Annotated in this window: 25 protein-coding genes; 20 read left to right on the top strand and 5 right to left on the bottom strand. The window is 63.3% G+C overall.

What is annotated here, in order from left to right; translation table 11 throughout:
- Positions 1 to 67: 67 nt before the first annotated feature.
- Positions 68 to 865, top strand: coding sequence for an undecaprenyl-diphosphate phosphatase (locus AB4Y85_RS03900; protein WP_441983537.1), 798 nt, complete (start codon positions 68 to 70; stop codon positions 863 to 865).
- A 3-nt stretch (positions 866 to 868) separates the two neighbouring features.
- Positions 869 to 1,102, top strand: a complete 234-nt coding sequence (locus AB4Y85_RS03905) for a hypothetical protein (RefSeq protein WP_441983538.1) — start codon at positions 869 to 871, stop codon at positions 1,100 to 1,102.
- On the opposite strand, the gene nth is transcribed toward AB4Y85_RS03905, so the two are convergent.
- Positions 1,103 to 1,837, bottom strand: a complete 735-nt coding sequence (gene nth, locus AB4Y85_RS03910; RefSeq protein ID WP_441983539.1) for an endonuclease III — start codon at positions 1,835 to 1,837, stop codon at positions 1,103 to 1,105. It lies immediately after the preceding gene.
- A 20-nt stretch (positions 1,838 to 1,857) separates the two neighbouring features.
- On the opposite strand from nth, the gene AB4Y85_RS03915 reads away from it, so the two are divergent.
- The 3 genes from AB4Y85_RS03915 to AB4Y85_RS03925 all read left to right on the top strand — a co-directional run bounded on the left by AB4Y85_RS03915 (position 1,858) and on the right by AB4Y85_RS03925 (position 4,388).
- A complete protein-coding gene (locus AB4Y85_RS03915; protein WP_441983540.1) occupies positions 1,858 to 2,367 on the top strand; it encodes a DUF2244 domain-containing protein in 510 nt (169 codons plus the stop codon).
- Positions 2,368 to 2,413: 46 nt separating this feature from the next.
- On the top strand, positions 2,414 to 2,767 hold the full coding sequence (locus tag AB4Y85_RS03920) for an energy transducer TonB (protein ID WP_441983541.1): 354 nt from the start codon (positions 2,414 to 2,416) through the stop codon (positions 2,765 to 2,767).
- 709 nt (positions 2,768 to 3,476) lie between these two features.
- Positions 3,477 to 4,388, top strand: coding sequence for a methylated-DNA--[protein]-cysteine S-methyltransferase (locus AB4Y85_RS03925; RefSeq protein WP_441983542.1), 912 nt, complete (start codon positions 3,477 to 3,479; stop codon positions 4,386 to 4,388).
- A 259-nt stretch (positions 4,389 to 4,647) separates the two neighbouring features.
- Here the strand turns inward: AB4Y85_RS03925 and AB4Y85_RS03930 are convergent, their stop codons facing one another.
- On the bottom strand, positions 4,648 to 4,875 hold the full coding sequence (locus AB4Y85_RS03930; protein WP_441983543.1) for a hypothetical protein: 228 nt from the start codon (positions 4,873 to 4,875) through the stop codon (positions 4,648 to 4,650).
- Positions 4,876 to 5,202: 327 nt separating this feature from the next.
- On the opposite strand from AB4Y85_RS03930, the gene dnaK reads away from it, so the two are divergent.
- The 11 genes from dnaK to AB4Y85_RS03985 all read left to right on the top strand — a co-directional run bounded on the left by dnaK (position 5,203) and on the right by AB4Y85_RS03985 (position 14,904).
- Positions 5,203 to 7,119: a molecular chaperone DnaK gene (gene dnaK, locus AB4Y85_RS03935; protein WP_441983544.1), complete on the top strand. Its 1,917-nt coding sequence runs from the start codon at positions 5,203 to 5,205 to the stop codon at positions 7,117 to 7,119.
- 207 nt (positions 7,120 to 7,326) lie between these two features.
- A complete protein-coding gene (gene dnaJ, locus AB4Y85_RS03940; protein WP_441983545.1) occupies positions 7,327 to 8,475 on the top strand; it encodes a molecular chaperone DnaJ in 1,149 nt (382 codons plus the stop codon).
- A gap of 66 nt (positions 8,476 to 8,541) precedes the next feature.
- The gene (locus AB4Y85_RS03945) at positions 8,542 to 9,165 is read left to right on the top strand and encodes a class I SAM-dependent methyltransferase (protein WP_441983546.1); all 624 of its coding nucleotides are present in this window, start codon (positions 8,542 to 8,544) and stop codon (positions 9,163 to 9,165) included.
- Positions 9,166 to 9,173: 8 nt separating this feature from the next.
- A complete protein-coding gene (gene pyrF, locus AB4Y85_RS03950; RefSeq protein ID WP_441983547.1) occupies positions 9,174 to 9,896 on the top strand; it encodes an orotidine-5'-phosphate decarboxylase in 723 nt (240 codons plus the stop codon).
- 32 nt (positions 9,897 to 9,928) lie between these two features.
- On the top strand, positions 9,929 to 10,717 hold the full coding sequence (gene blaOXA, locus AB4Y85_RS03955) for a class D beta-lactamase (RefSeq protein WP_441983705.1): 789 nt from the start codon (positions 9,929 to 9,931) through the stop codon (positions 10,715 to 10,717).
- 72 nt (positions 10,718 to 10,789) lie between these two features.
- Positions 10,790 to 11,080: a DUF1330 domain-containing protein gene (locus AB4Y85_RS03960; protein ID WP_239351600.1), complete on the top strand. Its 291-nt coding sequence runs from the start codon at positions 10,790 to 10,792 to the stop codon at positions 11,078 to 11,080.
- Positions 11,080 to 11,385, top strand: coding sequence for a DUF1330 domain-containing protein (locus AB4Y85_RS03965; RefSeq protein WP_441983548.1), 306 nt, complete (start codon positions 11,080 to 11,082; stop codon positions 11,383 to 11,385). Before AB4Y85_RS03960 ends, AB4Y85_RS03965 begins: the two co-directional genes overlap by 1 nt.
- 272 nt (positions 11,386 to 11,657) lie before the next feature.
- Entirely contained in the window at positions 11,658 to 12,464 is an 807-nt protein-coding gene (gene dapB / locus AB4Y85_RS03970; protein ID WP_441983706.1) for a 4-hydroxy-tetrahydrodipicolinate reductase, read from the top strand.
- Positions 12,465 to 12,497: 33 nt separating this feature from the next.
- Positions 12,498 to 13,118, top strand: a complete 621-nt coding sequence (locus AB4Y85_RS03975; protein ID WP_441983549.1) for a 2,3-bisphosphoglycerate-dependent phosphoglycerate mutase — start codon at positions 12,498 to 12,500, stop codon at positions 13,116 to 13,118.
- Between the two features lie 193 nt (positions 13,119 to 13,311).
- Entirely contained in the window at positions 13,312 to 13,932 is a 621-nt protein-coding gene (locus AB4Y85_RS03980; protein ID WP_441983550.1) for an alpha-ketoglutarate-dependent dioxygenase AlkB family protein, read from the top strand.
- Positions 13,933 to 13,965: 33 nt separating this feature from the next.
- Positions 13,966 to 14,904 carry a hypothetical protein gene (locus tag AB4Y85_RS03985; RefSeq protein ID WP_441983551.1) on the top strand — a complete coding sequence of 313 codons (939 nt, stop codon included), beginning with the start codon at positions 13,966 to 13,968 and terminating at the stop codon, positions 14,902 to 14,904.
- Positions 14,905 to 14,997: 93 nt separating this feature from the next.
- On the opposite strand, the gene grpE is transcribed toward AB4Y85_RS03985, so the two are convergent.
- Positions 14,998 to 15,609, bottom strand: a complete 612-nt coding sequence (gene grpE, locus AB4Y85_RS03990; protein ID WP_441983552.1) for a nucleotide exchange factor GrpE — start codon at positions 15,607 to 15,609, stop codon at positions 14,998 to 15,000.
- A 59-nt stretch (positions 15,610 to 15,668) separates the two neighbouring features.
- Positions 15,669 to 18,419 carry a [protein-PII] uridylyltransferase gene (locus AB4Y85_RS03995; RefSeq protein ID WP_441983553.1) on the bottom strand — a complete coding sequence of 917 codons (2,751 nt, stop codon included), beginning with the start codon at positions 18,417 to 18,419 and terminating at the stop codon, positions 15,669 to 15,671.
- 315 nt (positions 18,420 to 18,734) lie between these two features.
- Here AB4Y85_RS03995 and AB4Y85_RS04000 point away from each other — a divergent pair, with 315 nt between their 5' ends.
- From AB4Y85_RS04000 to AB4Y85_RS04015, 4 genes are all read left to right on the top strand, one after another.
- Positions 18,735 to 19,703, top strand: a complete 969-nt coding sequence (locus AB4Y85_RS04000) for an aliphatic sulfonate ABC transporter substrate-binding protein (protein ID WP_441983554.1) — start codon at positions 18,735 to 18,737, stop codon at positions 19,701 to 19,703.
- 137 nt (positions 19,704 to 19,840) lie between these two features.
- Positions 19,841 to 20,593: an ABC transporter permease gene (locus tag AB4Y85_RS04005; RefSeq protein WP_441983707.1), complete on the top strand. Its 753-nt coding sequence runs from the start codon at positions 19,841 to 19,843 to the stop codon at positions 20,591 to 20,593.
- Positions 20,593 to 21,381: an ABC transporter ATP-binding protein gene (locus AB4Y85_RS04010; RefSeq protein WP_441983555.1), complete on the top strand. Its 789-nt coding sequence runs from the start codon at positions 20,593 to 20,595 to the stop codon at positions 21,379 to 21,381. Before AB4Y85_RS04005 ends, AB4Y85_RS04010 begins: the two co-directional genes overlap by 1 nt.
- Before the next feature lie 23 nt (positions 21,382 to 21,404).
- A complete protein-coding gene (locus tag AB4Y85_RS04015; protein ID WP_441983708.1) occupies positions 21,405 to 21,917 on the top strand; it encodes an OsmC family protein in 513 nt (170 codons plus the stop codon).
- Between the two features lie 159 nt (positions 21,918 to 22,076).
- Here AB4Y85_RS04015 and AB4Y85_RS04020 read toward each other — a convergent pair whose 3' ends face one another.
- The gene (locus AB4Y85_RS04020; RefSeq protein ID WP_441983556.1) at positions 22,077 to 23,366 is read right to left on the bottom strand and encodes a penicillin-binding protein activator; all 1,290 of its coding nucleotides are present in this window, start codon (positions 23,364 to 23,366) and stop codon (positions 22,077 to 22,079) included.
- Positions 23,367 to 23,389 lie beyond the last annotated feature (23 nt).

Raw genomic sequence — 23,389 nt, forward strand, 5'->3', positions numbered from 1 at the left:
GTGCAAAGCTTTCTTGACATGTCCGTGAGCGCCCCTGCATCTGGCGCCGATTTTGGGATTTTCAACGATGGAAAACATCATCGAGGCACTCTTTCTCGGCCTCATCGAGGGCCTGACCGAGTTCCTGCCCGTCTCCTCCACGGGCCATTTGCTGCTGATCGGGCATTTCCTCGGCTTCGAGTCGACGGGAAAGACCTTCGAGGTGCTGATCCAACTCGGCGCGATCCTCGCGATCCTGTCAGTCTATTTCAACAAGCTCTGGACCATCGCCAAGGCCCTCCCCCACGATCCCGACGCCCGGCGCTTCGTGATCGGCGTGGTGATCGCGTTCCTGCCCGCAGCGCTCATCGGCGCGGCGCTGCACGGCTTCATCAAGGAAGTGCTCTTCGATCCCTGGATCGTCTGCATGACGCTCATCGCCGGCGGCTTCGTGTTGCTGCTGGTGGACCGGATGCCGCTGACGGCGACCCATGAGGACGCGACCCGCTTCCCCCTGCCCATGTATCTCAAAATCGGCTTCCTGCAGTGCCTCGCCATGGTTCCCGGCGTGTCGCGCTCAGGTGCCACCATCGTGGGCGCCATGCTGATGGGTGCCTCGAAGCGGGCGGCGGCCGAATTCTCGTTCTTCCTCGCCATGCCCACCATGGCAGGCGCCTTCGCATACGATCTGCTCAAGAACTACAAATTCCTCTCGTCCAACGACGCGGCTATCATCGTGGCCGGTTTCATCACGGCCTTCATCGCGGCGCTCGTGGTCGTGAAGAAGCTGCTCGACTACGTTTCCCGCCACGGCTTCACGCCCTTCGCCTGGTGGCGGATCATCGTCGGCGCGGCGGGGCTGGCCGGCCTCATCGCGTTCGGGTGAACGATGTTTAGCCGAGACGAAGCCATCGCTCTTTCCATTGCTTGCGTCATCGCCTTCCTGGTCGTGGCCTTCGCGGTCTTCGCCGGCGTGACCACGCCCGCATCGGAGCGGGTTGCGCCCGCCTGCTCCGAGTGGACGGACGGCTGCGTCGTCTGCGCCCGCAGGCCGGAGGGACTGGCCTGCTCGACGCCGGGTATTGCCTGTGTCCGGCAGGCGCCGAAGTGTTTGAAGCCCTGATTACGGAATCGTCTTGTCCGGGAAGCGGCAGAGGTCGTTGACCGGGCAGCGCCAGCATTCGGGCTTGCGCGCCTTGCAGATGTAGCGTCCGTGCAGGATCAGCCAGTGATGGGCATGGAGCAGATATTCCTTCGGGATCAGCTTCTCCATCGGAGCTTGCGTTTCCAGCGGTGTCTTGGTGTTCACCAGCGGCAGGCGGTTGGCGACGCGGAAAATATGCGTGTCGACGGCGATGCGCGGATCGCCGAAGGCGATGTTGACGACGACGCTCGCGGTCTTGCGCCCGACCCCCGGCAGGGTCTCCAGGATCTCGACGGAATTGGGCACCTCGCCGCCGAACTCATCGACCAGCCGCTGTGCCGCCGCGATGACGTTCCTCGCCTTCGTGTTGTAGAAATTCAGCGTCTTCACGTGCTGACGCAGCCCCTCCTCCCCCAAGGCCAGCATTTTCCAGGGCGTATCGGCGATGGGGAAGAGATCCTTCGTCGCCTTGTTGACGCCCACGTCCGTGGATTGAGCGGAGAGCGCGACCGCGACGAGGAGCGTATAGGGATTGGTGTAGTTCAGCTCGCCCTTCGGCTCGGGATTGGCCGCATGAAGACGCCGGAAGACCTCGATCATCGTGGCGCGATCAAGGAGTTTCGGCGTGCGGGCCTTGAGCGCTTTCGCGGTAGCCTTTGCGGGGATGGCTTTGGGCTTGGAACTGCGACGGGAGGGCTGCTTCAGATCGGACATTTCTGCGTTATATCTGGACCATGGCAGCCAGCAAGGAGACATTTGGGAACGCCGACCGGTTCGAGAAGCCGGTGTTCTCGGCTGTCATCCGCCCGCACCGCTCGTTGAGCCCACAGGGCTTCCGCATCCTCATGATGCTGGTCTGTGCGGTGTCTGTCATCGCGAGCCTACCCTTCGCTGTCATGGGCTTTTGGCCGGTGGCCGGCTTCTTCGGCCTCGATTTTCTGGGCCTCTACATCGCCTTCCGCGTAAGCTACCGTCAGGGCCAGGCCTTCGAAATGCTCGAGCTGACCCCCATCCGACTGCTGTTCAGAAAAGTCACCGCCCGCGGTGAGACGCAGGAATGGCAGTTCAACCCGCTCTGGACCCGTCTCGACCGCGAGACCGACGATGAGTTCGGCCTGCAGAAGCTGGAACTCGCCTCCCGCAACCAACGCGTCGTCATCGCCCACGATCTCTCCCCGCCGGAACGGGAGACGCTGGCCGAAGCGTTCAGCCGGGCGCTGTCGGATGTGAAGCGGGGTTATTGATCAAAGAAACAATGTAGCGATAAACATCGGGAGTGAGGATATCCTGATGAATCGTCTGTTTCTGCTTGCCTTCACCATCTCCGCCTTCAGCCTTTCCCCTGGCATCGCTGCTGCCAATGGGCGAGCAGACATGGTGAGGCTTTTTCATGATCAGCTGACAGCCTGCTACAACCTTCCTCTCGATGCGAAGAGATTGGAGCCGGTTGTGGTGGAGATCCGCGTGAAGGCCGATGGCACCTTGGACGGTGAGCCCCGGATCATCGAAGGGCCGCCCAAATCTGTCGTCGCTGCCGCCGCATTGCGGGCTATCAAGAAATGCTTGCCTTTCAAGATCCCGAGCACTTGGGCGCCTTGGAAACGGCAGTGGGAGGTTATGCGGATCGGGTTCAATCCGAAGTGAGACGGTAAAGCTCTTAGCAGTCTGCAAATTCATACAGAGAATATCAAAGAGCAAGCGGGAACGGCCTCGCGGCGTGTTTCGCCCGAGGGTTATTGGGTCGAGGGAGGGCGCGAGGAGGCGTCCGGCTCGTGTGTGTGTTTGTGTTGAGAACCTGACGGCTCCCCGCGCACGGTTTTTTTAGGCGTACACCGCGTCTTTCAGCGGAGGGCCTCCTGTCAGCGGGCTTGCGAAGCCCCCAGCAGGACCGTGCCCGATCCCACAATCACGACGCCTCGCGAGCGCGCCCCTCGGTGGATCAGGCTGGGGAAGGGTATAGCCAAGGTTAGGACAGCTGTCAAGAACAAAGAGTGAACATAACGTTGCATGCCCAGCCGCCCCCCTGTCATCCCCGCGCAGGCGGGGACCCATAACCGCTGCCCTGGCAGAAGAAAGCTGCTCCGGTCGCCGTGCTTCGTTCGGCACCGTCGGGGGTCTGGGTCCCCGCCTGCGCGGGGATGACGGTGGGGAGGTCTCAGTGCTCTACTTACACGCGATCCCGAATCGGCTCCGGAGCACCGCGCCCTTCCGGACGCGATGGCCGGGATGAGCCCGACGATTGAAGGCCGGGCCATCCGCTAAACCGGGCAGACCGGCAGGAAGGCTCATGCCACAGAAATCGGGTGTCGCCACCTCGCGGAACGACCTAGATTGAGCGCAAGAGGAACACATCATGCTCGATACCTTGCGCAACATCACCATCGAACCCGGCGAGATCGCGCTACCCGACGAACCGCACAACGATTACGAGCGCGTGCGCCGGATCATCGCCTATATCTCGGAGCGCTGGCGCGAGCAGCCCTCGCTTGAGGCCATCGCCGACCATGTGGGGCTCTCCACCACTCACGTTCATCATCTCTTCCGGCGCTGGTCGGGGCTTTCGCCGAAGGCTTTTCTTCAGGCAATCACCCTCGATAATGCCAAGGCTTTGCTGACCGATTCCGCCAGCGTGCTCGATGCCACCTACGAACTCGGGCTCTCAGGGCCTGCGCGACTGCACGACCTCTTTGTGACCCACGAGGCCATGACGCCGGGCGATTACAAGACCGGCGGCTCAGGCCTGACCATGCGCTACGGCTTCCACCCCTCCCCCTTCGGCGAGGCGGTGCTGATCGTGACGGAGCGGGGATTGGCGGGCCTGGGCTTCGTGGATGACGGGGACCGGCAGGCTGCCCTTGCCGACATGACCCGGCGCTGGCCCAAGGCGCAATATGTGGAGGACGACACCGCCGTGGCGCCCATCGCCCGGCGTATCTTCAGCCCTGCCCAATGGCAGGCGGAGCAGCCCCTGCGGGTGGTGCTGATCGGCACGGATTTCGAGGTGCGGGTCTGGAAGACCCTGCTGCGGATCCCCCGCGACAAGGCCACCACCTATTCCGATATCGCCCGCCATATCGGCAACCCCGCCGCCTGCCGGGCCGTGGGCGCGGCGGTGGGCAAGAACCCCATTTCCTTCGTGGTCCCCTGCCACCGGGTCCTCGGACGTACAGGCGCGCTCACGGGCTATCACTGGGGCCTCACCCGCAAGCAGGCGATTTTGGGATGGGAGGCCGGGCGGGGCTTGGATGGGAGCAACACTGAGTAGACTGTTGCGTTCCGCTCACTAGAGGCGACGCACCAACATTCTCAATAGGCAGATTCCGGTCACCAACATAGCCAATCCTGCCACGAGCAGAATCGATCCAAAGGGCGGCGACATAGCCAGGATGAGTCCATAAGCGGTCCCGACCAGCCCGCATAGGCACAACAAGGCGCTGACCAGAATACTCAACCCCAGAAGGATTGAGCACCAAGCCGACCGCCGTAGAATAATCTTGCCATTCATAATGTGGTCTCAGCGAGGCCTAAGGCTTTGTGAGCGCGGCGCCTCGAATGAGAGGCGCTGCGTCCCAGCCGATCTCTGGAAGAGCGAGCCAAACCAGAAGAGAGGCGATGGCGGCGCAGGGCAGGCCGAATCCTAAAAGGAACGTCCAGACGGCTCCCGACCCGACAGCCCGTACAAAGCGGATGATGTCGTGAAGCACGAGGCTGACAAGCAGGGCGATCAGAGCCACTATGATGATATCTTCCATAGCTCTCCTCCCGGCTTGAGCAATGCATTCATAGACACGTTATCGCATATCAAAGGCAATAAAGGTGCGATACCACACGTAAGGTAAGCTAGCTGGGAGGCGAAAAACGCGCGGTTCCTCCCTATTGCAGCCTTGCAACAGGGGCGGTCCTAGACGAAATGGGGCCAAGAACGGCCCAGGATCGTCTTGCAGCGCTCGAATGCCCTTCTTATATCTGCGCCAGCAGGGTTCGCCTCGATCGAGACGGGCCTGCGAGTTCATCAACATAAGCCATGGGCCGGGCCGCTTCGGGGCTCGGCGGTCTGCTTGAAAGTGAGGGATCCCGCCATGGGTAAGGTCATAGGTATCGACCTCGGCACTACCAATTCCTGCGTCGCTGTCATGGAAGGCACGACGCCTAAGGTTATCGAAAACTCGGAAGGCACCCGGACGACTCCGTCCATCGTGGCCTTCACGGACGAAGGCGAGCGCCTCGTCGGCCAGCCGGCCAAGCGCCAGGCGGTCACGAACCCGTCGCGCACGTTCTTCGCCATCAAGCGCCTGATCGGGCGCACCTTCGACGACCCCATGACCAAGAAGGACATGGGCCTCGTTCCGTATCACATCGTGAAGGGCGGCAATAACGACGCCTGGGTAGAAGCCGACGGCAAGACCTACTCGCCGTCCCAGATCTCCGCCTTCACGCTCCAGAAGATGAAGGAAACCGCGGAGGCCCATCTCGGGCAGCCGGTGACGCAGGCCGTCATCACGGTTCCCGCCTACTTCAACGACGCCCAGCGTCAGGCCACCAAGGACGCCGGCAGGATCGCCGGTCTCGAGGTCCTGCGCATCATCAACGAGCCGACCGCTGCTGCCCTCGCCTATGGCCTTGACAAGAAGCAGACCGGCATGATCGCAGTCTACGACCTCGGCGGCGGCACCTTCGACGTGTCCGTGCTCGAGATCGGCGACGGCGTGTTCGAGGTGAAGTCCACCAACGGCGACACCTTCCTCGGCGGTGAAGATTTCGACATGCGCCTCGTCGAATACCTCGCGGCCGAGTTCAAGAAGGAACAGGGCATCGACCTGACCAAGGACAAGCTCGCCCTTCAGCGTCTGAAGGAAGCCGCCGAAAAGGCAAAGATCGAGCTGTCGTCGGCCTCCCAGACCGAGATTAACCTCCCCTACATCACGGCGGATGCCTCCGGTCCGAAGCACCTCGCCCTCAAGCTCTCGCGCGCCAAGTTCGAGCAGCTCGTGGACGATCTCGTGCAGAAGACCATCGAGCCCTGCCGCAAGGCCCTCAAGGACGCCGGCATCTCGCCCGGCGACATCGACGAGGTGGTCCTGGTCGGCGGCATGACCCGCATGCCGAAGATCCAGGAAGTGGTGAAGCAGTTCTTCGGCAAGGAACCCCATAAGGGCGTGAACCCGGATGAGGTCGTGGCCATCGGCGCTGCGATCCAGGCGGGCGTGCTCCAGGGCGACGTGAAGGACGTTCTGCTCCTCGACGTGACCCCGCTCTCGCTCGGCATCGAGACGCTCGGCGGCGTGTTCACCCGCCTGATCGAGCGCAACACCACGATCCCGACGAAGAAGAGCCAGGTCTTCTCGACCGCGGAAGACAACCAGAACGCGGTGACGATCCGCGTCTTCCAGGGCGAGCGTGAAATGGCGGCGGACAACAAGCTGCTCGGCCAGTTCGACCTCGTGGGCATTCCGCCCGCCCCGCGCGGCGTGCCGCAGATCGAGGTGACCTTCGACATCGACGCGAACGGCATCGTGAACGTCACTGCGAAGGACAAGGCCACGGCCAAGGAGCACCAGATCCGCATCCAGGCTTCCGGCGGTCTGTCGGATGCCGACATCGAGAAGATGGTGAAGGACGCCGAGTCCCACGCCGAGGAAGACAAGAAGCGCCGTGAGGTCGTGGAGGCGAAGAACCAGGGCGAAAGCCTCGTTCACGCCACCGAGAAGTCGCTGTCGGAATACGGGGACAAGGTCTCCGAAGCCGACAAGCAGGGCATCACGACCGCCATCGACGCCCTTCGTCAGGCCCTTGCAGGCGAGGACGCCGAGGTCATCAAGGCTCGCACCACGGACCTGATGCAGGCTTCCATGAAGCTGGGCGAGGCCATGTATGCCGCGCAACAGAATGCCGGCGAAGGCGGCGAGCAGCCCGAGGGCGAGAACGCCCAGAAGGATGACGTCATCGACGCCGATTTCCAGGAAGTCGACGAAGACGACAAGAAGAAGCGCGCTTAAAGATATGAGCGCATTCTAGAAATTCGGCACCCGGCATTTGACTGCCGGGTGCCGTTTTCATGATAAGAGCTGCAATAACAATGACCGATCAACCGACCCACAGCCGCAAGGCACACACCGAAACATCGGGTGCCACAAGCCGCATCGAGCGCCAGGGTCGGATTGACAACATGACGGAGCGTCAAAACGCTCCCGGGGGCGCCTGACATGTCCAAGCGCGATTATTACGAGGTCCTCGGCGTCGCGAAGACCGCCACCGAAGCGGAGATGAAATCCGCCTTCCGGAAGCTCGCGATGCAATTTCACCCGGACCGCAATCCGGGCGACCACGAGGCGGAAGTCAAATTCAAGGAACTCAACGAAGCCTACCAGACCCTCTCCGACGGGCAGAAGCGCGCGGCCTATGACCGCTACGGCCATGCGGCCTTCGCCAATGGCGGCGCGGGCGGGCCGGGCTTCGGGGGTGATTTCTCAGACTTCATGTCCGACATCTTCGAGAATTTCTTCGGCGATGCGGGCAGCGGCGCTGGTAGAGGCCGGGGCCGCAGCACCGGCGGGCGCGAGCGTGGCGCGGACATGCGCTACAACTTGGAAATCAGCCTGGATGAGGCTTTCCACGGCAAGACCGCCGAACTGAAGATCCCCACCTCCATCACCTGTGAGGCCTGCTCAGGATCGGGCGCGAAGCCGGGTTCGAAGCCCAAGACCTGCCCCACCTGCGGCGGCGCAGGCCGCGTGCGGGCGACGCAAGGCTTCTTCTCCATCGAGCGCACCTGCCCGAACTGCCATGGGCGCGGCGAGGTGATCGACGATCCCTGCGGCTCCTGCGGCGGCGCAGGCCGGGTCACGCGCGAGCGCACGCTCTCCGTCAACATTCCGGCAGGCGTCGAGGACGGCACGCGCATCCGCCTTGCGGGCGAAGGCGAGGCCGGGCTACGCGGCGGACCTGCGGGCGATCTCTATATCTTCCTGTCCCTGAAACCCCACCCGTTCTACCAGCGGGACGGCGCCGACCTGTTCTGCCGCGTGCCGATCTCCATGGTGACGGCGGCGATCGGGGGCGAGCTCAATGTGCCCACCATCGGCGGCTCGGAAGCCCTGGTGAAGGTGCCCGAGGGCACCCAGACCGGCAAGCAGTTCCGCCTGCGGGGCAAGGGCATGCCGGTCCTCCGCTCGCGGGATGTAGGAGACCTCTACATCCAGGTTGTTGTGGAAACACCGCAGAAGCTCACCAAGCGCCAGCGCGAGCTTCTGGAAGAGTTCGACAAGGAATGCTCCAAGGAAAACCATCCTGAAAGCTCGGGTTTCTTCTCGCGTTTCCGGGAATTTCTCGATGGGTTGAGCGGATCAAGTTAACTTGACGGTCGTTTCCTTTGAGCCTTAAACAGCCTATGTGATCCGCCCGCTTGAGGGGTCTACCCAGTGCATCAGTCGTTTCAACGGCCCACGACACGGAAACACCCCTTCAAGAAGGACCGCTTTCAGGACGAGGCCCGTTTCCTGCGATCCTGGCTCGAACGTCCCCTGGTCGTGGGGGCGGTGACCCCCTCGGGAAAAGTTCTCGCGCGGACCATGGCGTCCTATGTGGACCCCCGCATTCCGGGGCCAGTGATCGAACTCGGCCCCGGTACCGGTCCCGTTACCGACGCATTGATCAATCGCGGCATCGAACAGGAACGGCTGGTCCTCGTCGAGTTCAACCCCGAATTCTGCCAGCTCCTGAAGCGCCGTTTCCCGAAGGCGACGATTATCCAGGGCGATGCCTACGATCTTCAGGAAACCCTCTCCGGCATTCTGAAGGAGCCTGCGGCCGCCACCGTGTCGAGCCTGCCGCTCTTCACCAAGCCCATGGATCAGCGCCTGGACCTGCTGGAAGCCGCTCAAGAGATGATGCATCCGAGCGCGCCCTTCATTCAATTCACCTATGCGGTGGTGCCGCCGATCCCGGCGCGGTCGACATACTACAAGGCCAAAGCCTCCAACCGCATCTGGCGCAATCTCCCCCCGGCCCGCGTGTGGGTCTACAGCAAGGTCAAGCATCCATGAGCACCGCAATGTCTCCTTCGACGAATCCCGTGTCGGTTGGAGACATTCGCGATAGGCTTATCATTGGACTTGATGTTCCAAGCGTCGAGGAAGCGCGCTCCATCGTGTCGCGCATCGGCGATGCGGGGACCTTCTACAAGATCGGCTACCAGCTCGGTTATGCAGGCGGCTTCGAGTTCGCGCGCGAGCTGATCGGCCAGGGCAAGAAAGTCTTTCTCGATCTCAAGCTCCACGATATCGGCAACACGGTGGAGGCAGGCGTGCGCTCCATCGCGGGCATGGGCGTGACATTTCTCACCGTGCATGCCTACCCGCAGACCATGCGCGCCGCCGTTGCCGGAAAAGCCGGATCGGACTTGAAGATTCTTGCCGTCACCGTGCTCACATCCTACGACGACAACGATCTCGTCGAGGCGGGCTACGCGCCTGTCGCAATAGGCGAGCTCGTCGCCAAGCGTGCCGAGCAGGCTCGCGACATCGGCATCGACGGCATCGTCTGCGCAGCGACCGAAGCTCAAGCCGTGCGCGGCATCCTCGGACGAAACAAGCTCATCGTGACGCCGGGCATTCGCCCCGTAGGTTCCGAGGCAGGCGACCAGAAGCGCGTCGTCACGCCCGCGGAAGGCATTCGCCTTGGTGCCAATCATCTCGTCGTCGGCCGCCCCATCGTGAAGGCCGCCGATCCGCGAGCGGTTGCGGAAGCCATCGTACGCGAGATCGCCAAGTCCTGATCCTTTCCTTCAAGAGCATCCCCATGCGCATCATGCGACTGGTCCTGCTGTGCGGTGTCATGCTCATCGGCGGACAGGCATGGGCCGATACCTGCACGCTCGTGGTCGAGTTCGACACGGGCCGTATGCTGAAGCGTGAAGGCGATTGCGAGCGCCGCAGCAATCCCGCCTCCACCTTCAAGGTGCCTTTGAGCGTCATGGGTTACGATGCAGGCATTCTCACAGGCGAGGATGAACCGGCCTGGCCCTACAAGCCTGAATACAAGACCTGGAACGAAGACTGGAAGAAGACCACGACACCGCGCTCCTGGCTGAGGGATTCCGTTCTCTGGTACTCGCTCGTCCTGACCGGCGAATTGGGCAACGCGCACTTCAAGCGCTATGTCGATGCGTTCGATTACGGCAATCGCGATGTCAGCGGCGACAAAGGCAAGAACAACGGCCTCACCCGTTCATGGCTGAGCGCATCATCGCTCCAGATTTCGCCCGTCGAACAGATCGATTTTCTAAAAAAGCTTCTCAAGCGCGAATTGCCTGTCTCGCGGAAGGCCCAGGACACGACGCTTGCGATCATGCCCGCCTTTCCCCTGCCCGATGGCTGGACGGCCTATGGCAAGACCGGCACCGGCTTTCAGCCGACACGAAACGGCGCTTTCGACCGCAATCGGCAATTCGGCTGGTTCGTCGGCTGGACGCAGAAAGGCGAGCGGAAGTTTCTCTTCGCCCGCCTGATCCGTGACGAGCGCAAGGAAAGCGGCGGCGCGGGTTTTCGCGCGCGCGACGGACTGTTGGCGGAGCTGCCGCTCCTCATGCAACCATGAACGGCCCTGCCGATACTTGACGATTCCGCGCGGCTATCGTTCGCTGCGCACCCCATTCAACAGGAGAGCTCCATGCCCAAAGGCTATGTCATCGCCCGCGTTACCGTCACGAACCCGGAGGCTTATGCGGAATACGCCAAGGGCGCGACGGCGGCGATCAAGCAATATGGCGGACGGCCATTAGTGCGTGGCGGAGCCTATGAGGCGCTGGAAGGCGAGGCACGGGCGCGCAACGTGGTGATCGAGTTCGACTCGGTCGAGCAGGCCCGGACCTATTACAATTCGCCCGAATATCAGGCCGCCAAGGCCAAGCGCGACGGCGCTTGCGTGGCGGAGTTCGTTCTCGTGGAAGGAGCGGAGTGATGGCGAAGGGATATTGGATCGGCCGCGTCGACGTTTCGAACCCGGATGCCTACCAGAACTACGTGAAGGCCAATGCGGTGCCCTTCGCCACGTTCGGCGCGAAATTCTTAGTGCGCGGCGGCGGCTATCGTGTGGCCGAAGGGGAAGCCCGTGCCCGCAATGTGGCGATCGAGTTTCCGTCTTATGCCGCAGCGCTGGCCTGCTGGGATTCGCCCGAATATCAGGCGGCCAAGGCCGAAAGGGACGGCCATGCGGTGGCCGATATCATCATCATCGAGGGCTACGAGGGCCCGCAGCCGGGTTGAGTTCGCACGTCATCACTGGCCTTGTGCCGGTGATCCACGTCTTCATCTGCCCCACCGACCTCATCCTGAGGAGCCGCTGTAAGCGGCGTCTCGAAGGAGCGTCCAGAGAGCACTGGAGCCTCCTTCGAGACAGTCGCTGCGCGACTTCCTCAGGATGAGGACATAGGGTTGGGAGTGGGGTTTAAAGTGAAGGCCGCAGCCATCCCGCTTCTCAGCCACCCCTTGAGCCGCTATACCCGACCCGCAACAACAGGAGATCGAGCATGAGCGAAATGCGACTTGTCGTGGTCGGCGCCGCCGGGCGTATGGGGCGCATGCTCATCAAAGCGGTTTCGGAAAACGGCGGCTGCCGCCTTGTCGGCGCCATCGAGCGCGAGGGTTCGACGGCTCTAGGCCAAGATGCAGGCAGCCTCGCGGGCTTGCAGCCGCTGGGAATTCCAGTGACGGACGATCCGCTCACCGCCTTCGCCCAGGCCGATGGCGTGCTCGACTTCACCTCTCCCGCCGCTACGGTTGCCTTCGCGGCGCTCGCCGCCCAGGCGCGCATCGTGCACGTGATCGGCACCACCGGCTTGGCGGAAGAGGATTTCGCGAAGCTGGAGGCCGCTGCCCGGCATGCGCGCATCGTCCAGTCCGGCAACATGTCGCTGGGCGTGAACCTGCTCGCGGGCCTCGTGCGCAAGGCGGCGGCAACACTGGGTGAGGATTTCGACATCGAAGTGCTCGAGATGCACCACCGCATGAAGGTGGATGCGCCCTCCGGCACCGCGCTTCTGCTCGGCGAGGCTGCCGCCGAAGGCCGCCAGATTTCTCTTAAAGAACGCTCGGTGCGCAGCCGTGACGGGCATACCGGCGCGCGCGTTCCCGGCGATATCGGCTTTGCTACCTTACGCGGCGGCTCGGTGGTGGGTGAGCATTCGGTGATCTTCGCCGGCCAGGGCGAGCGCCTCGAACTCGGCCACCGCGCCGAGGACCGCGGGATTTTCGCGCGCGGCGCGGTGAAGGCCGCACTCTGGGGTTTCGACAAGAAGCCCGGTTATTACACCATGGCCGATGTGCTCGGCCTCGATCAGCTCTAAAACACTCAACGACCCTTACGGAGACGTCCCGACATGAACCGCCTTCTCGTCCTCGCCCGCCACGGCCAAAGCGAATGGAACCTCAAGAACCTGTTCACGGGCTGGAAGGACCCTGGCCTCACCGATCTCGGCATCGAGGAAGCCCGCGCCGCAGGCCGTCGCCTCAAGGAGATGGGCGTGCAGTTCGACGTGGCCTTCACGTCCGATCTCGGCCGCGCTCAGCGCACCTGCAAGCTGATCCTCGAAGAGATCGGCCAGCCGGACCTGAAGACCATCGCCCACCAGGCCCTCAACGAGCGCGATTACGGCGATCTCTCCGGCCTCAACAAGGACGATGCCCGCGCCCGCTGGGGTGAGGAGCAGGTTCATGTGTGGCGCCGCTCCTACGACGTGCCGCCTCCCGGCGGCGAGAGCCTCAAGGACACGGTGGCCCGCGTGCTGCCCTACTATATCCGCGAGATCCTGCCCCGCGTCATGCGTGGCGAGCGCGTGCTCGTGGCCGCTCACGGCAATTCGCTTCGCGCCCTCGTGATGGTGCTCGACGGCCTGACCTCCGACACGATCCCCAGCCTCGAACTCGCAACCGGCATCCCGCTGGTCTACGACCTCAACGACGACACCACCGTCGCCAGCAAGAAGGTGCTGGAGGCTTAAAGCACTCGCTCTTGTCATTCCGGGGCCGCGCAGCGGAGCCCGGAACCTATAACCCCCACTGTCAAAGAATGAAGTGAGACACATCTCGCTCTATTCTTGTACGTCGTGTTTATGGGTTTCCACGCCTGCGGCGCGGCCCTTCGGGTCGGGCTCGCCTTCGGCGCCCCGGAATGACAAGGCGTTGTATTAACTCATGACCGCCATCACCCTCGCACCCGGCCTCATCTACTATCCCGACTATCTCGACCGCCCGGACCAGGAGCGGCTTCTCGAAACCTTGCGCGCCATCACCAAGGCCGCGCCGCTCTACACCCCGCGCATGCCGCGCACCGGCAAGCCGTTTTCCGTGCGCATGACCAATTGCGGGCGGCTCGGCTGGGTGTCGGATGTGGACGGCTACCGCTATCAGCCCGCGCATCCGGAGACGGGCGAGCCCTGGCCTGCCATGCCGGAGCAGGTTCTGCGGGCATGGGAGGAGTTGAGCGGCTATCCACAGGCTCCCGATGCCTGCCTCGTCAATTTCTACGAGCCCTCCGCCCGCATGGGCATGCACCAGGACAAGGACGAGAAGGAATTCGCGGCGCCCGTGGTCTCCCTGTCCCTTGGTGACACCGCCCTGTTCCGCTATGGCGGCCTGGAGCACAAGGATCCGACGAAATCCGTGAAGCTGCGCTCGGGTGACGCAATCGTGTTCGGCGGCCCCGCGCGGCTGATCTATCATGGCATCGACAGACTTGCGCCCGGCACGTCGGACCTGCTGCCGCAGGGTGGACGGCTCAACCTGACCTTGCGCAAGGTGGAGCAGGCGCTTTAACTTCAACTCCCAGACGTTTCCGAGGGGGCATCCATGAAAGCTCTTGTCGCCGCCGTTTTCGGCTTTACCCTTTCCATCCAGGCCGCTTTCGCCGCGGAGCCCGTGTTTCCGCCGGCCTCGCGCATCGGAATCGTGCCGCCCCAGGATATGGTGGTGTCGAAGCGCTTCTCCGGCTTCGAGAACGAGGAGCGCGCCGCCGCCATCACCTTCGCGGAAATGCCGCCCCAGGCCTATGATCAGATGGTCCCCGGCCTGACGAAGGAGGCCCTTAAGAAGCAGGGGCTCGACCTCAAGACCCGTGAGAATGTCAAGATCGGCTCGAAGAGCGGCATTCTCATCGGCGGAGCCATGACGGGGCCGGTGACAGGCCGCAAATGGGTTCTCGTCGTCAAGGATGCGGACCTGACCGGCCTGGTGATCGCGCAGGTGCGCGGCGGCCAGGACGGCTACAGCGATGCGCAGATCCGCGATGCCCTGAAGAGCGTCGCGCTCAGGAACAGCGTCTCCCTGGAAGAGCAGGTTTCCGCCCTTCCCTTCCGCATCAACGACAAAGCGGGCTTCAGGCCGGTGCGGGTGCTCGCCGGCAATTCCGTCCTCTATACGGACGGGCCGCAGGATACGGTCAAGGCGGTGGAGCAGCCGATGGTGATCCTGGCATCTGCCGTGCAGTCGCTTCCCAGTGTCGAGGCCCGGAACCAGTTCGCCCGGGCCGCTCTCAACTCCAACCAGATCCTGAAGGAGGTCCGCATCGAGCGCTCCGAGGCTTTCCGGCTCCGAGGACAGGATTGGCACGAGATCGTTGCCCGAGCCAAGGAGGCCGAGAGCGGGCAGGATATCGTGGTGATGCAGTCGATCCAGTTCGACGGGAGCCGCTATGTGCGCATGGTCGGCATGTCGCGGGCCGAGCAACGGGACGAGAACCTGCGCCGCTTCCGCGCCGTGGCCGATGGGCTTGAGATCCTCAGCCAGTAAGAGGCTAAATCCCGAGCCAGGGCAGCCAGCGCCGCTTGCGAAATCACCGGCACAAGGCCGGTGATGAGATGTCGTCGAATGGATTAGCGAGGCTTACGAAGCGGAGGAATTGTCCGCCGTCTCGCCATTGCCCGGGGTCTTCGGGCCGCCCTTGGCGACGCCAACGAGAGCCGGGCGCAGGACGCGGTCGCCGATGACGTAGCCGGATTGGACCACCTGGACCACCGTGCCGTTCGGAACGTCAGGGTTCGGCACCTCGAACATGGCCTGATGCACGTTGGGGTCGAATTTCTGGCCCTGCGGGTCGAGCTTCTTCACGCCGTGCCGCTCCAAGGTCTTCAGAAGGTCGCGCTCGGTGAGGTCGATACCCTCGATGAGGCCCTTGAAGGCCCCCTCGGCCGAGGCCTTCTCGTCTTCCGGCACGCTCTCGATGGCACGGCGCACGTTGTCGGCGACGTTCAGCATATCGCGGGCGAAATTCGCCACCGCATAGGTGCGGGCGTCGGCCACCTCACGCTCGGTGCGGCGGCGAAGGTTCTCCATATCGGCCATCAGGCGCAGGAGCTTGTCCTTCAGATCGGCCTTCTCGGCCTCGAGAACGGCCACCGGATCGGCCTGGGGGGCGGCATTTGCCTCCGTGTCAGCACCGTTGGCAGGCTCGGCCTGAGGGTTCATGGCTTGGTTTTCCGTGTCGTTCGGATTCATGATCGATCAACTGATTAGGGAAAGGGTCAGGGCACATATCAGGTCGAAGCGCTCACAAATCAAGCGCTGCGGCGCTGAAGCGGCTCAGCTTCCTCATTCTTGAACACCTCCAGCAGGGTGCGGCGGATGGTGGATTGGCGGCCCGCATGGGTGACTTTGGTCCCGGTCAGATCCGTTACATAGAACACGTCCACGGCTTTTTCGCCGAAGGTGACGATATGGGCGGAGGCGATGTTGAGGTTGAGTTTGCCCAAGGCCGTCGTGAGATCGTAGAGCAGACCCGGCCGGTCGAGGCCTGAGACCTCGATGACCGTCTGGCGGCTCGACAGGGAATTGTCGATGGTGACCTCCGGCGGTACGTGGAAGGCCTTGGGCGAGCCTTTCGACGGCTTCTTGCTCTCCACGAGATCGGCGATCTTCACCTCGCCCTTGAGCGCCCGCTCGATGGCCTTGGCCACCCGACCCGCGCGGCGCAGCTCGTCCTCGTCCCGGTCGAAGGCGCGGGAGAGCACGATGGTGTCGAGCGCCATGCCGTCCGTAGTCGTGAAGATCTGCGCATCCACGATGTTGCCGCCCGCCGCCGCGCAGGCTCCGGTGACGATGGCGAGAAGGCGCGGATGGTCGGGCGAGAGCACCGTGAACTCGGTCACGCCCCTGAACTGATCGGTCTCGTAGGATGTGGTGACGGTGCGCCCCGCCTTGTCGGCATTGTGCACGAAATGCGCCTGCTTCACGCGGCGCACCTCATCCGTCTTGAGCCAATAGGCCGGCGTATGGCGCGCGGCGTAAGATTCGAAATCCGCTTCGGACCATTTCGGCAGGGCACCGCGCAGTTGCTCCTGTGCAAGACGTACCCGGTCCGAGCGCGCGACATCCGCCGCGCCGCCGCCGAGCAGCACCTCGGTCTCGTAATAGAGTGTGCGCAGGAGCTGGCCCTTCCAGCCGGTCCATGTGCCGGGGCCCACGGCCTTGATGTCGGCGATGGTGAGCACGAGCAGGAGCTTCAGGCGCTCCATGGTCTGCACCACATCGGCGAAGGCCTTGATGGTGGCGGGATCGGAAAGATCGCGGCTCTGCGCCGTGTTCGACATGAGCAGGTGATGCTCCACGAGCCAGGCGACGGTGTTGGTCTCCGCATCAGACAAGCCGAAACGCGGTCCGAGCTTTCGCGCGATCACGGCGCCTGCTTCCGAGTGATCCTCCGGCCTGCCCTTGGCGATGTCGTGCAGGAAGACTGCCACATAGAGCGCGCGGCGGTTCTGGATGGTGCCGAAGATCTGATTGGCCAGCGGATGCTCGCCGCCGAGCTGGCCGGACTCGATCTCGGTGAGAACGCCGACGGATTGGATGAGATGTTCGTCCACCGTGTAGTGATGATACATGTTGAACTGCATCATCGCGACGATGCGGCCGAAATCCGGCACGAAGCGACCGAGCACGCCCGCTTCGTTCATCCGTCGCAACACCACTTCCGGCGCGTTCTTCGAGGTGATGATGTCGAGGAAGAGCTTGTTGGCTTCCGGGTCGTTGCGCAGGTTGTGGCCGATGAGCTTCAGCGAGCGCGTGGCAAGCCGTGTCGCATCGGGATGGATCGCGAGATTGTGCCGATCCGCAAGCCAAAACAGGCGGATCAGGTTGACTGGATCGCGCTCGAACGCTTCCTCGCTGCTCACATTGATGCGGTTGTTGTCGATGATGAAATCATCGCCTTCCAGCGCGCCGCCACGACGGCGGCGGAAGCGACCGAACATGCGGTCGAGCATGGGCCGTTTCTTCGTCTGGCGCGCTTCGAGCTCGGCGCAGACGATTGCCGTGAGATCGCCCACATCCTTCGCGATCAGGAAGTAGGCTTTCATGAAGCGCTCGACCGCCGACAAGCCTCCGCGCGGCGCGAAGCCGATGCGGTCGGCGATCAGACGCTGATGATCGAAGGTCAGGCGCTCTTCTGCGCGCCCGGTCGCGAAATGCAGATGGCAGCGCACGCGCCACAGAAACTCCTCGCAGCGCTGAAAGAGCTTGAACTCCTGCTGCGTGAAGAGGCCCGCCTTCACCAGCTCCTTCGGTGTCTTGACCTGATAGACGTACTTGCCGATCCAGAAGAGCGTATTGAGATCGCGCAGGCCGCCCTTGCCGTCCTTCACATTGGGCTCGACGAGGTAGCGCGATGCGCCGGCCTTCGCGACACGCGCATCACGCTCTTTGAGCTTCGCGTCCACGAATGCAGCCGGCGAGATCGCGACGATCTCCTTGTCGAAGCGCTGCACGAGATCGTCGAACATCTCACGCTCGCCGAACAGAAAGCGGGATTCAAGCAAAGCCGTGCGGATCGTCATGTCCGCATTCGCTTCGCGGATGCATTCCTCGACGGAGCGGGTGGCGTGGCCCACTTTGAGCTTCAGGTCCCACAGCACATAAAGAATCGCCTCGACGACGCTCTCGCTCCAGGCGGTCTGCTTGTAGGGAAGAAGAAACAGCAGATCGACGTCGGAACCCGGCGCCAAGGTGCCGCGCCCATATCCGCCCGTCGCTACGACGGCCAGATGCTCGCCGCTCGAAGGGTTTTCCATCGGATAGAGAAACCGCACCACCGCATCGTGCACGATGCGGACCAGCTCATCCATGTGGGTCGAGAGGTAGCGGGCGCAGACGAGGCCGTCCTCGGTATCGAGAAGCTGCTGCTCCGCTTTCGCCCGGCCCTCCTCCAGATAGGTCTTGAGATCGGGCACGAGCCGGGCCCGCAGCTCCGCCGCATCGTAGATGGGCTGCTCGCTCAAGGTTTGCAGGATGCTGTCTGGATTCTGTGACGCCATGGAACAACCGGTTAGAGCTTTTTCGGCGAAGTGGATCCGGTTCGCCGTCGGAAAATGCGGCAAACCAGCTCTCGAGATCGATTTGGCTTATCACTCCCGGCCCCGTCGCCCAAGGGCGGAAGCGGTTTATCCGGCAAACCGGAAATGTCGTTCTTTATAAGAAATATCGTTTGACGTAAGAAACGCCTCGTTCTACAAAAAAGACACGCGCCGATTTGAGCATGCAGCTTGCGGGCGCGAAACAAGTGCAGCTAAAGCGTTGGGTGCGGCAGACCAGGAGTCCAAGCCCCATGCGCCAAACATGGGACTTTGACGATGAGCCTGACCCGCCGTTTTCTCCTTGCCGCCTCGCTCGCAACGGGCCTCACCTCCTTCGCCACCGGCGCCTTCGCCCAGGTGAAGGAAATCAAGATCGATTTCGCCACCTACAATCCCGTGAGCCTTTTGCTCAAGGACAAGGGCTTCCTGGAAAAGGAGCTCGCGAAGGATGGCATTTCCGTGCGCTGGGTACAGTCGCTCGGCTCCAACAAGGCGCTTGAGTTCCTCAATGCCGGATCCATCGACTTCGGCTCCACCGCCGGCGCGGCGGCCCTGATCGCCAAGATCAACGGCAACCCGATCAAGTCGATCTATGTCTATTCGCGTCCCGAATGGACGGCTCTCGTGACCCGCAAGGACACCGGCATCACCAAGGTCGAGGACCTGAAGGGCAAGCGCGTGGCCGTGACCCGCGGCACCGATCCGCACATCTTCCTCGTGCGGGCCCTGCAGGACGCCAAACTGACCGAGAAGGACGTGAAGCTCGTTCTGCTTCAGCACCCTGATGGCCGCACCGCCCTTGAGCGCGGCGATGTGGATGCCTGGGCCGGTCTCGACCCGCTGATGGCGGCGGCCGAGGTGGACAGCGGCGCGCAGCTCTTCTTCCGCAATGCCGGCGCCAATACCTGGGGCGTGCTGAACGTCTCCGAGACCTTCGCTAAGGACAATCCGGAACTCGTGGGCCGTGTGCTCAAGGCCTATGAGGAGGCCCGCAAATATGCGCTGGCCAACCCGGCCGAGCTGAAGAAAACCCTCGTGACCTACACCAAGCTCGCCGAGCCGGTGATCGAGCGTCAGCTTGAGCGTACGGAACTCACTCACTCCTCCATCGGCCAGCCTCAGGTCGATACCATTCTGGCGGCCGGCATCGCGCTCCAGCAGGCCGGAGTGATCGCTCCTGAGGCGAATGTGAAAGCTGCCGTCGACTCGCTGATCGACCGCCGTTTCGCCACAGCGGCGCGCTAATGTCTTCATCGCGGGAGAGCGCCGTGTCGGGCGAAGCCACGAGCCAGATCTCGAGCCAAGCCTGGTCCTCCCAATCGGGTGCCGCCGCTCTCGCGGCCCCTACCTCGGCCGAGAAGCATCGCGCCTTCGACTGGCGCATCCTTCTCGGCTTTTTGTTGCCCATCGCCATCGCCCTCCTCTGGGAGGCCGCTGTGCGCTTCGGCCTTGCCCAAGGGCGCCTCGTTCCGCCGCCAAGCCGCATCATCGCGACGCTCTGGGGTCTCGCTGAAACCGGCGAGTTGTGGACCCATGTATGGACCACCCTGTGGCGCATTCTCTCGGGCTTCATCATCGGCGCAGTCGCAGGCATCGTGTTCGGTGCGCTCTCAGGCTCAAACCAGACCATGAGGCACCTGCTCGACCCGACGCTTCAGGCCCTGCGCGCGATCCCCTCCATCGCCTGGGTGCCGCTGTTCATTCTCTGGCTCGGCATCTTCGAGGCCTCGAAGATCGCGCTGATCGCGGTCGGCGTGTTCTTCCCCGTCTATCTCGGCATCGCGGGCGCGATCCTCTCCGTCGACCGCAAGCTCGTCGAGGTCGGCCACGTGTTTCGCCTATCGCGCTTCAAGCTCGCCAAGCGTATCCTGCTGCCCGCCGTTCTGCCTGAGGCGGTGATTGCGTTGCGTTCCGGCCTCGGCCTCGGCTTCATGTTCGTGGTGGCTGCGGAGTTCATGGGCGCGTCCGAGGGCCTCGGCTACCTGCTCGTCGATGGGCAGCAGATGGGCAAGCCCGACCAGATTCTCGCCGCCATCATCGCCTTCGCCCTTCTCGGCAAGCTCGCCGACAGCCTGCTCGTCTTCGGCACCAAGCCGCTCGTGCGCTGGCAGGATACGGTGCGGGAGAGATTGTAATGCTTGCCCTCGAACACCTCTCCAAAACCTATGCCGACGGCACGCGCGCGCTGTCCGACATCAACCTCACCGTTCGCGAAAGTGAGATTGTTGCCCTGATCGGCGGATCAGGTTGTGGAAAGACCACGCTGCTGCGCCTGATCGCCGGGCTCGACCGCGCAAGCACGGGATGGATCAAGCTCGACAACGAAGTGCTTGCAGGCCCGCATCCGGCGGTCGGAATCGTGTTTCAGGAGCCACGCCTCCTGCCCTGGCTGTCGGTGGAGGACAATATCGCTTTCGGCATCGAGGATCTTCCCGCATCCGAGCGGAAAGACCGCGTGGCTCACGCGCTCGACAAGATTGGGCTGATCGAACATGCCAAGCGCTGGCCGCGCGATTTATCCGGCGGTCAGCAGCAGCGCGTTTCCATCGCGCGTGCCTTCGTCACCAATCCGAAAGTGCTCTTGCTCGACGAGCCGTTCTCGGCGCTCGATGCTTTCACCCGCGCGAGTCTGCACGATCATCTGCTTAGGCTGTGGGAAGAAACACGCCCTACCATCGTTCTCGTCACGCACGACGTGCAGGAGGCGGTGACGCTCGCGGACCGCGCTGTCGTCATGCAGCCGAAGCCCGGCCGCATCTTCGATGAATTACCGCTGACCCTCGGGCGTCCGCGCGACAAGACGGGACTTCCCTTCGAGACCTCGGTGCGCCGCGTCTTGACGGCTCTCGACCATTCGCTCAAAGCTCCGCAACAACAGCCTCAGCGCGAGCGTGACCGGCAAGCCGCCGCGCTGTGGTGGTAATGGAAAAACCCAAGGACATCATCATGGACGTGACCGCTCTCCGCGCCCTCCAGGCGCCGCTGAAGGATCAATATCGCAACGATCCAGATTCCGCCGTGATCACTCTGAAAGCGCAAGGCACGCTCGACGACCAGCACATCGCGTGCAAGGTCGAGACGGGCCGCGCACTCGCTATCGCCGGCCTACATCCTGCCACCGGCGGCTCCGGCGCGGAGCTCTGCTCCGGCGACATGCTGCTCGAAGCGCTCGTCGCCTGCGCGGGCGTGACGCTGAAGGCTGTCGCGACCGCTCTCGAAATCGAACTGCGCCATGGCGCCGTGAAAGCGGAAGGCGATCTCGATTTTCGCGGCACGCTCGGTGTCGACAAGACCGCACCTGTCGGCTTCCGCGACATCCGTCTGTCGTTCGAGGTCGACACCGATGCGCCGCAGGAGAAGATCGATCAGCTGCTCAAGCTCACCGAGCGCTATTGCGTGGTCTTCCAGACGCTGAACAACAAGCCTGAATTGAGCGCGACGCTGACGCGCAAGGCGTAAGTATTCTCAAAGTTGCCCTCCCACGTCATCACCGGCCCTGTGCCGGTGATCCCGATTAGGTAGGGCGCCTCGCTTTTCCAATCGGGATGGCCGGGACAAGCCCGGCCATGACGGAAAGACTGCGCTTTATAAGACAACTGATTTTAAAGTTGAGTTCAGCTAATTCCCCGCCACCAGCGTGCGTGGTGCGCCGCTGATGGCGACTGCCGCGCCGCCTCGCACTTCCTGCACGGTGAGCGCACGGTCGTTGGTGCCGTCGGGATTGAAGCGAAACACGCCGTCCGCGCCGGCAAAGCCTGCGGGATTGGTCAGCACACCATCCGCATATCCTTGCGCTCCCTGCATGCGCGCGAGCGCGGCGGCAAGGGTCACCGCATCGTAGGACAAGGTGGCGAGGCGGATCGGCTCCGCGTTGAAGCGGTCGCGATAGCGGCCTGCGAAATCCTCGAAGCCGCGATTGTCGGGAGCCGCGAACCAGCCACCCTGCAGGGCGGGCAGCGCGAAGACGCGCGGCTCGTTCCAAAGCCCTGTGCCCATCGCCTTCACGCGCTCTCCGTTGAAGCCGATGGTCTGCAATGCCTGCGCAACAGAGGGCAGGCCATCGCCGCCATCGGGCAGGAACAGCGCATCCGCCTGCGGAGCGGGACCGCCGATGACGCGCGCGAGACGCTGCACCGCGCCCATGGGCTGGCCCGCGGGATAGCGCTCGACGGCGACGAGGCGAATAACCTGGCGCGCCGCCACCTGCTGCAAGCGCGCTTCCGCGACCCGGCCATAGGTGGTGTCGGGGATCAAAGCCACCATGGAGCGGCGGCCTTGAGAGGCGGCATAGGAAACGATGCGGTCCACCTCCGCCTGCACGAGGAAGCTCAGGAGATAGATGCCGGGCGTCGCGACGCCCGCATCCGTCGAGAAGGCGATGAGCGGCTTGCCGCTCTGGCGCGCCACCTGTCCCGCCGCCTGCACGGAGCCGGAAAAGAGCGGGCCGATGATGAGCTGTGCGCCCTCAGCGACGGCCTGGCTCGCGGCGTCCTGCGCGCCCTCAGGCGTGCCGCGATCATCCTTCACGAGCAGGGTGATGTCGGTGTTCTGAAATTCTTCGAGCGCCATCTCGGCGGCGTTGCGCATGCTCTGCCCGGCCATGGCGCCCTGCCCCGCGCCGCTGAGCGGCAGGATGAGCGCGACTTTCACGGGGCCGTTGCCGAGGGTCTTGCCTCCCGTGCTCGGCATTGCGCCATCAAGAGGCGCACTCTGCACGGAACCGGAGAGTACCGGATCACCGACATCCGCCGTATAGGTGGGCTGCGCCTGGGAAGCGGCAGGCGCGCGGCCGACCTTGCGCGGCGGCTGCGTGCGGCTCGAACCGACGCAGCCGGACAGAACCAGTGCTGCTGTGACGACGAGGGCCCAGGCGGCCCGGCCCTTCAGGCCTGCTGCGGCACGAGTCATTGGCGCCATCTCCGTTCCCCTTG

The sequence above is a fragment of the Microvirga sp. 2YAF29 genome (assembly GCF_052114605.1).
Taxonomy (GTDB): Bacteria; Pseudomonadota; Alphaproteobacteria; order Rhizobiales; family Beijerinckiaceae; genus Microvirga.

Bases quoted from the DNA above. Each gene is read 5' to 3' on its own strand.
- AB4Y85_RS03905 (WP_441983538.1), top strand. From the start codon at position 869: ATGTTTAGCCGAGACGAAGCCATCGCTCTTTCCATTGCTTGCGTCATC.
- AB4Y85_RS03925 (WP_441983542.1), top strand. From the start codon at position 3,477: ATGCTCGATACCTTGCGCAACATCACCATCGAACCCGGCGAGATCGCG.
- grpE (WP_441983552.1), bottom strand. From the start codon at position 15,609: ATGAATCCGAACGACACGGAAAACCAAGCCATGAACCCTCAGGCCGAG.
- nth (WP_441983539.1), bottom strand. From the start codon at position 1,837: ATGTCCGATCTGAAGCAGCCCTCCCGTCGCAGTTCCAAGCCCAAAGCC.
- AB4Y85_RS03980 (WP_441983550.1), top strand. From the start codon at position 13,312: ATGACCGCCATCACCCTCGCACCCGGCCTCATCTACTATCCCGACTAT.
- dnaK (WP_441983544.1), top strand. From the start codon at position 5,203: ATGGGTAAGGTCATAGGTATCGACCTCGGCACTACCAATTCCTGCGTC.
- AB4Y85_RS03900 (WP_441983537.1), top strand. From the start codon at position 68: ATGGAAAACATCATCGAGGCACTCTTTCTCGGCCTCATCGAGGGCCTG.
- AB4Y85_RS04000 (WP_441983554.1), top strand. From the start codon at position 18,735: ATGAGCCTGACCCGCCGTTTTCTCCTTGCCGCCTCGCTCGCAACGGGC.
- dapB (WP_441983706.1), top strand. From the start codon at position 11,658: ATGCGACTTGTCGTGGTCGGCGCCGCCGGGCGTATGGGGCGCATGCTC.
- AB4Y85_RS04015 (WP_441983708.1), top strand. From the start codon at position 21,405: ATGGACGTGACCGCTCTCCGCGCCCTCCAGGCGCCGCTGAAGGATCAA.
- AB4Y85_RS03930 (WP_441983543.1), bottom strand. From the start codon at position 4,875: ATGGAAGATATCATCATAGTGGCTCTGATCGCCCTGCTTGTCAGCCTC.
- AB4Y85_RS03975 (WP_441983549.1), top strand. From the start codon at position 12,498: ATGAACCGCCTTCTCGTCCTCGCCCGCCACGGCCAAAGCGAATGGAAC.
- AB4Y85_RS03960 (WP_239351600.1), top strand. From the start codon at position 10,790: ATGCCCAAAGGCTATGTCATCGCCCGCGTTACCGTCACGAACCCGGAG.
- pyrF (WP_441983547.1), top strand. From the start codon at position 9,174: ATGTCTCCTTCGACGAATCCCGTGTCGGTTGGAGACATTCGCGATAGG.
- AB4Y85_RS03995 (WP_441983553.1), bottom strand. From the start codon at position 18,419: ATGGCGTCACAGAATCCAGACAGCATCCTGCAAACCTTGAGCGAGCAG.
- AB4Y85_RS03915 (WP_441983540.1), top strand. From the start codon at position 1,858: ATGGCAGCCAGCAAGGAGACATTTGGGAACGCCGACCGGTTCGAGAAG.
- AB4Y85_RS03965 (WP_441983548.1), top strand. From the start codon at position 11,080: ATGGCGAAGGGATATTGGATCGGCCGCGTCGACGTTTCGAACCCGGAT.
- AB4Y85_RS04010 (WP_441983555.1), top strand. From the start codon at position 20,593: ATGCTTGCCCTCGAACACCTCTCCAAAACCTATGCCGACGGCACGCGC.
- AB4Y85_RS03985 (WP_441983551.1), top strand. From the start codon at position 13,966: ATGAAAGCTCTTGTCGCCGCCGTTTTCGGCTTTACCCTTTCCATCCAG.
- AB4Y85_RS04020 (WP_441983556.1), bottom strand. From the start codon at position 23,366: ATGACTCGTGCCGCAGCAGGCCTGAAGGGCCGGGCCGCCTGGGCCCTC.
- AB4Y85_RS03920 (WP_441983541.1), top strand. From the start codon at position 2,414: ATGAATCGTCTGTTTCTGCTTGCCTTCACCATCTCCGCCTTCAGCCTT.
- blaOXA (WP_441983705.1), top strand. From the start codon at position 9,929: ATGCGACTGGTCCTGCTGTGCGGTGTCATGCTCATCGGCGGACAGGCA.
- dnaJ (WP_441983545.1), top strand. From the start codon at position 7,327: ATGTCCAAGCGCGATTATTACGAGGTCCTCGGCGTCGCGAAGACCGCC.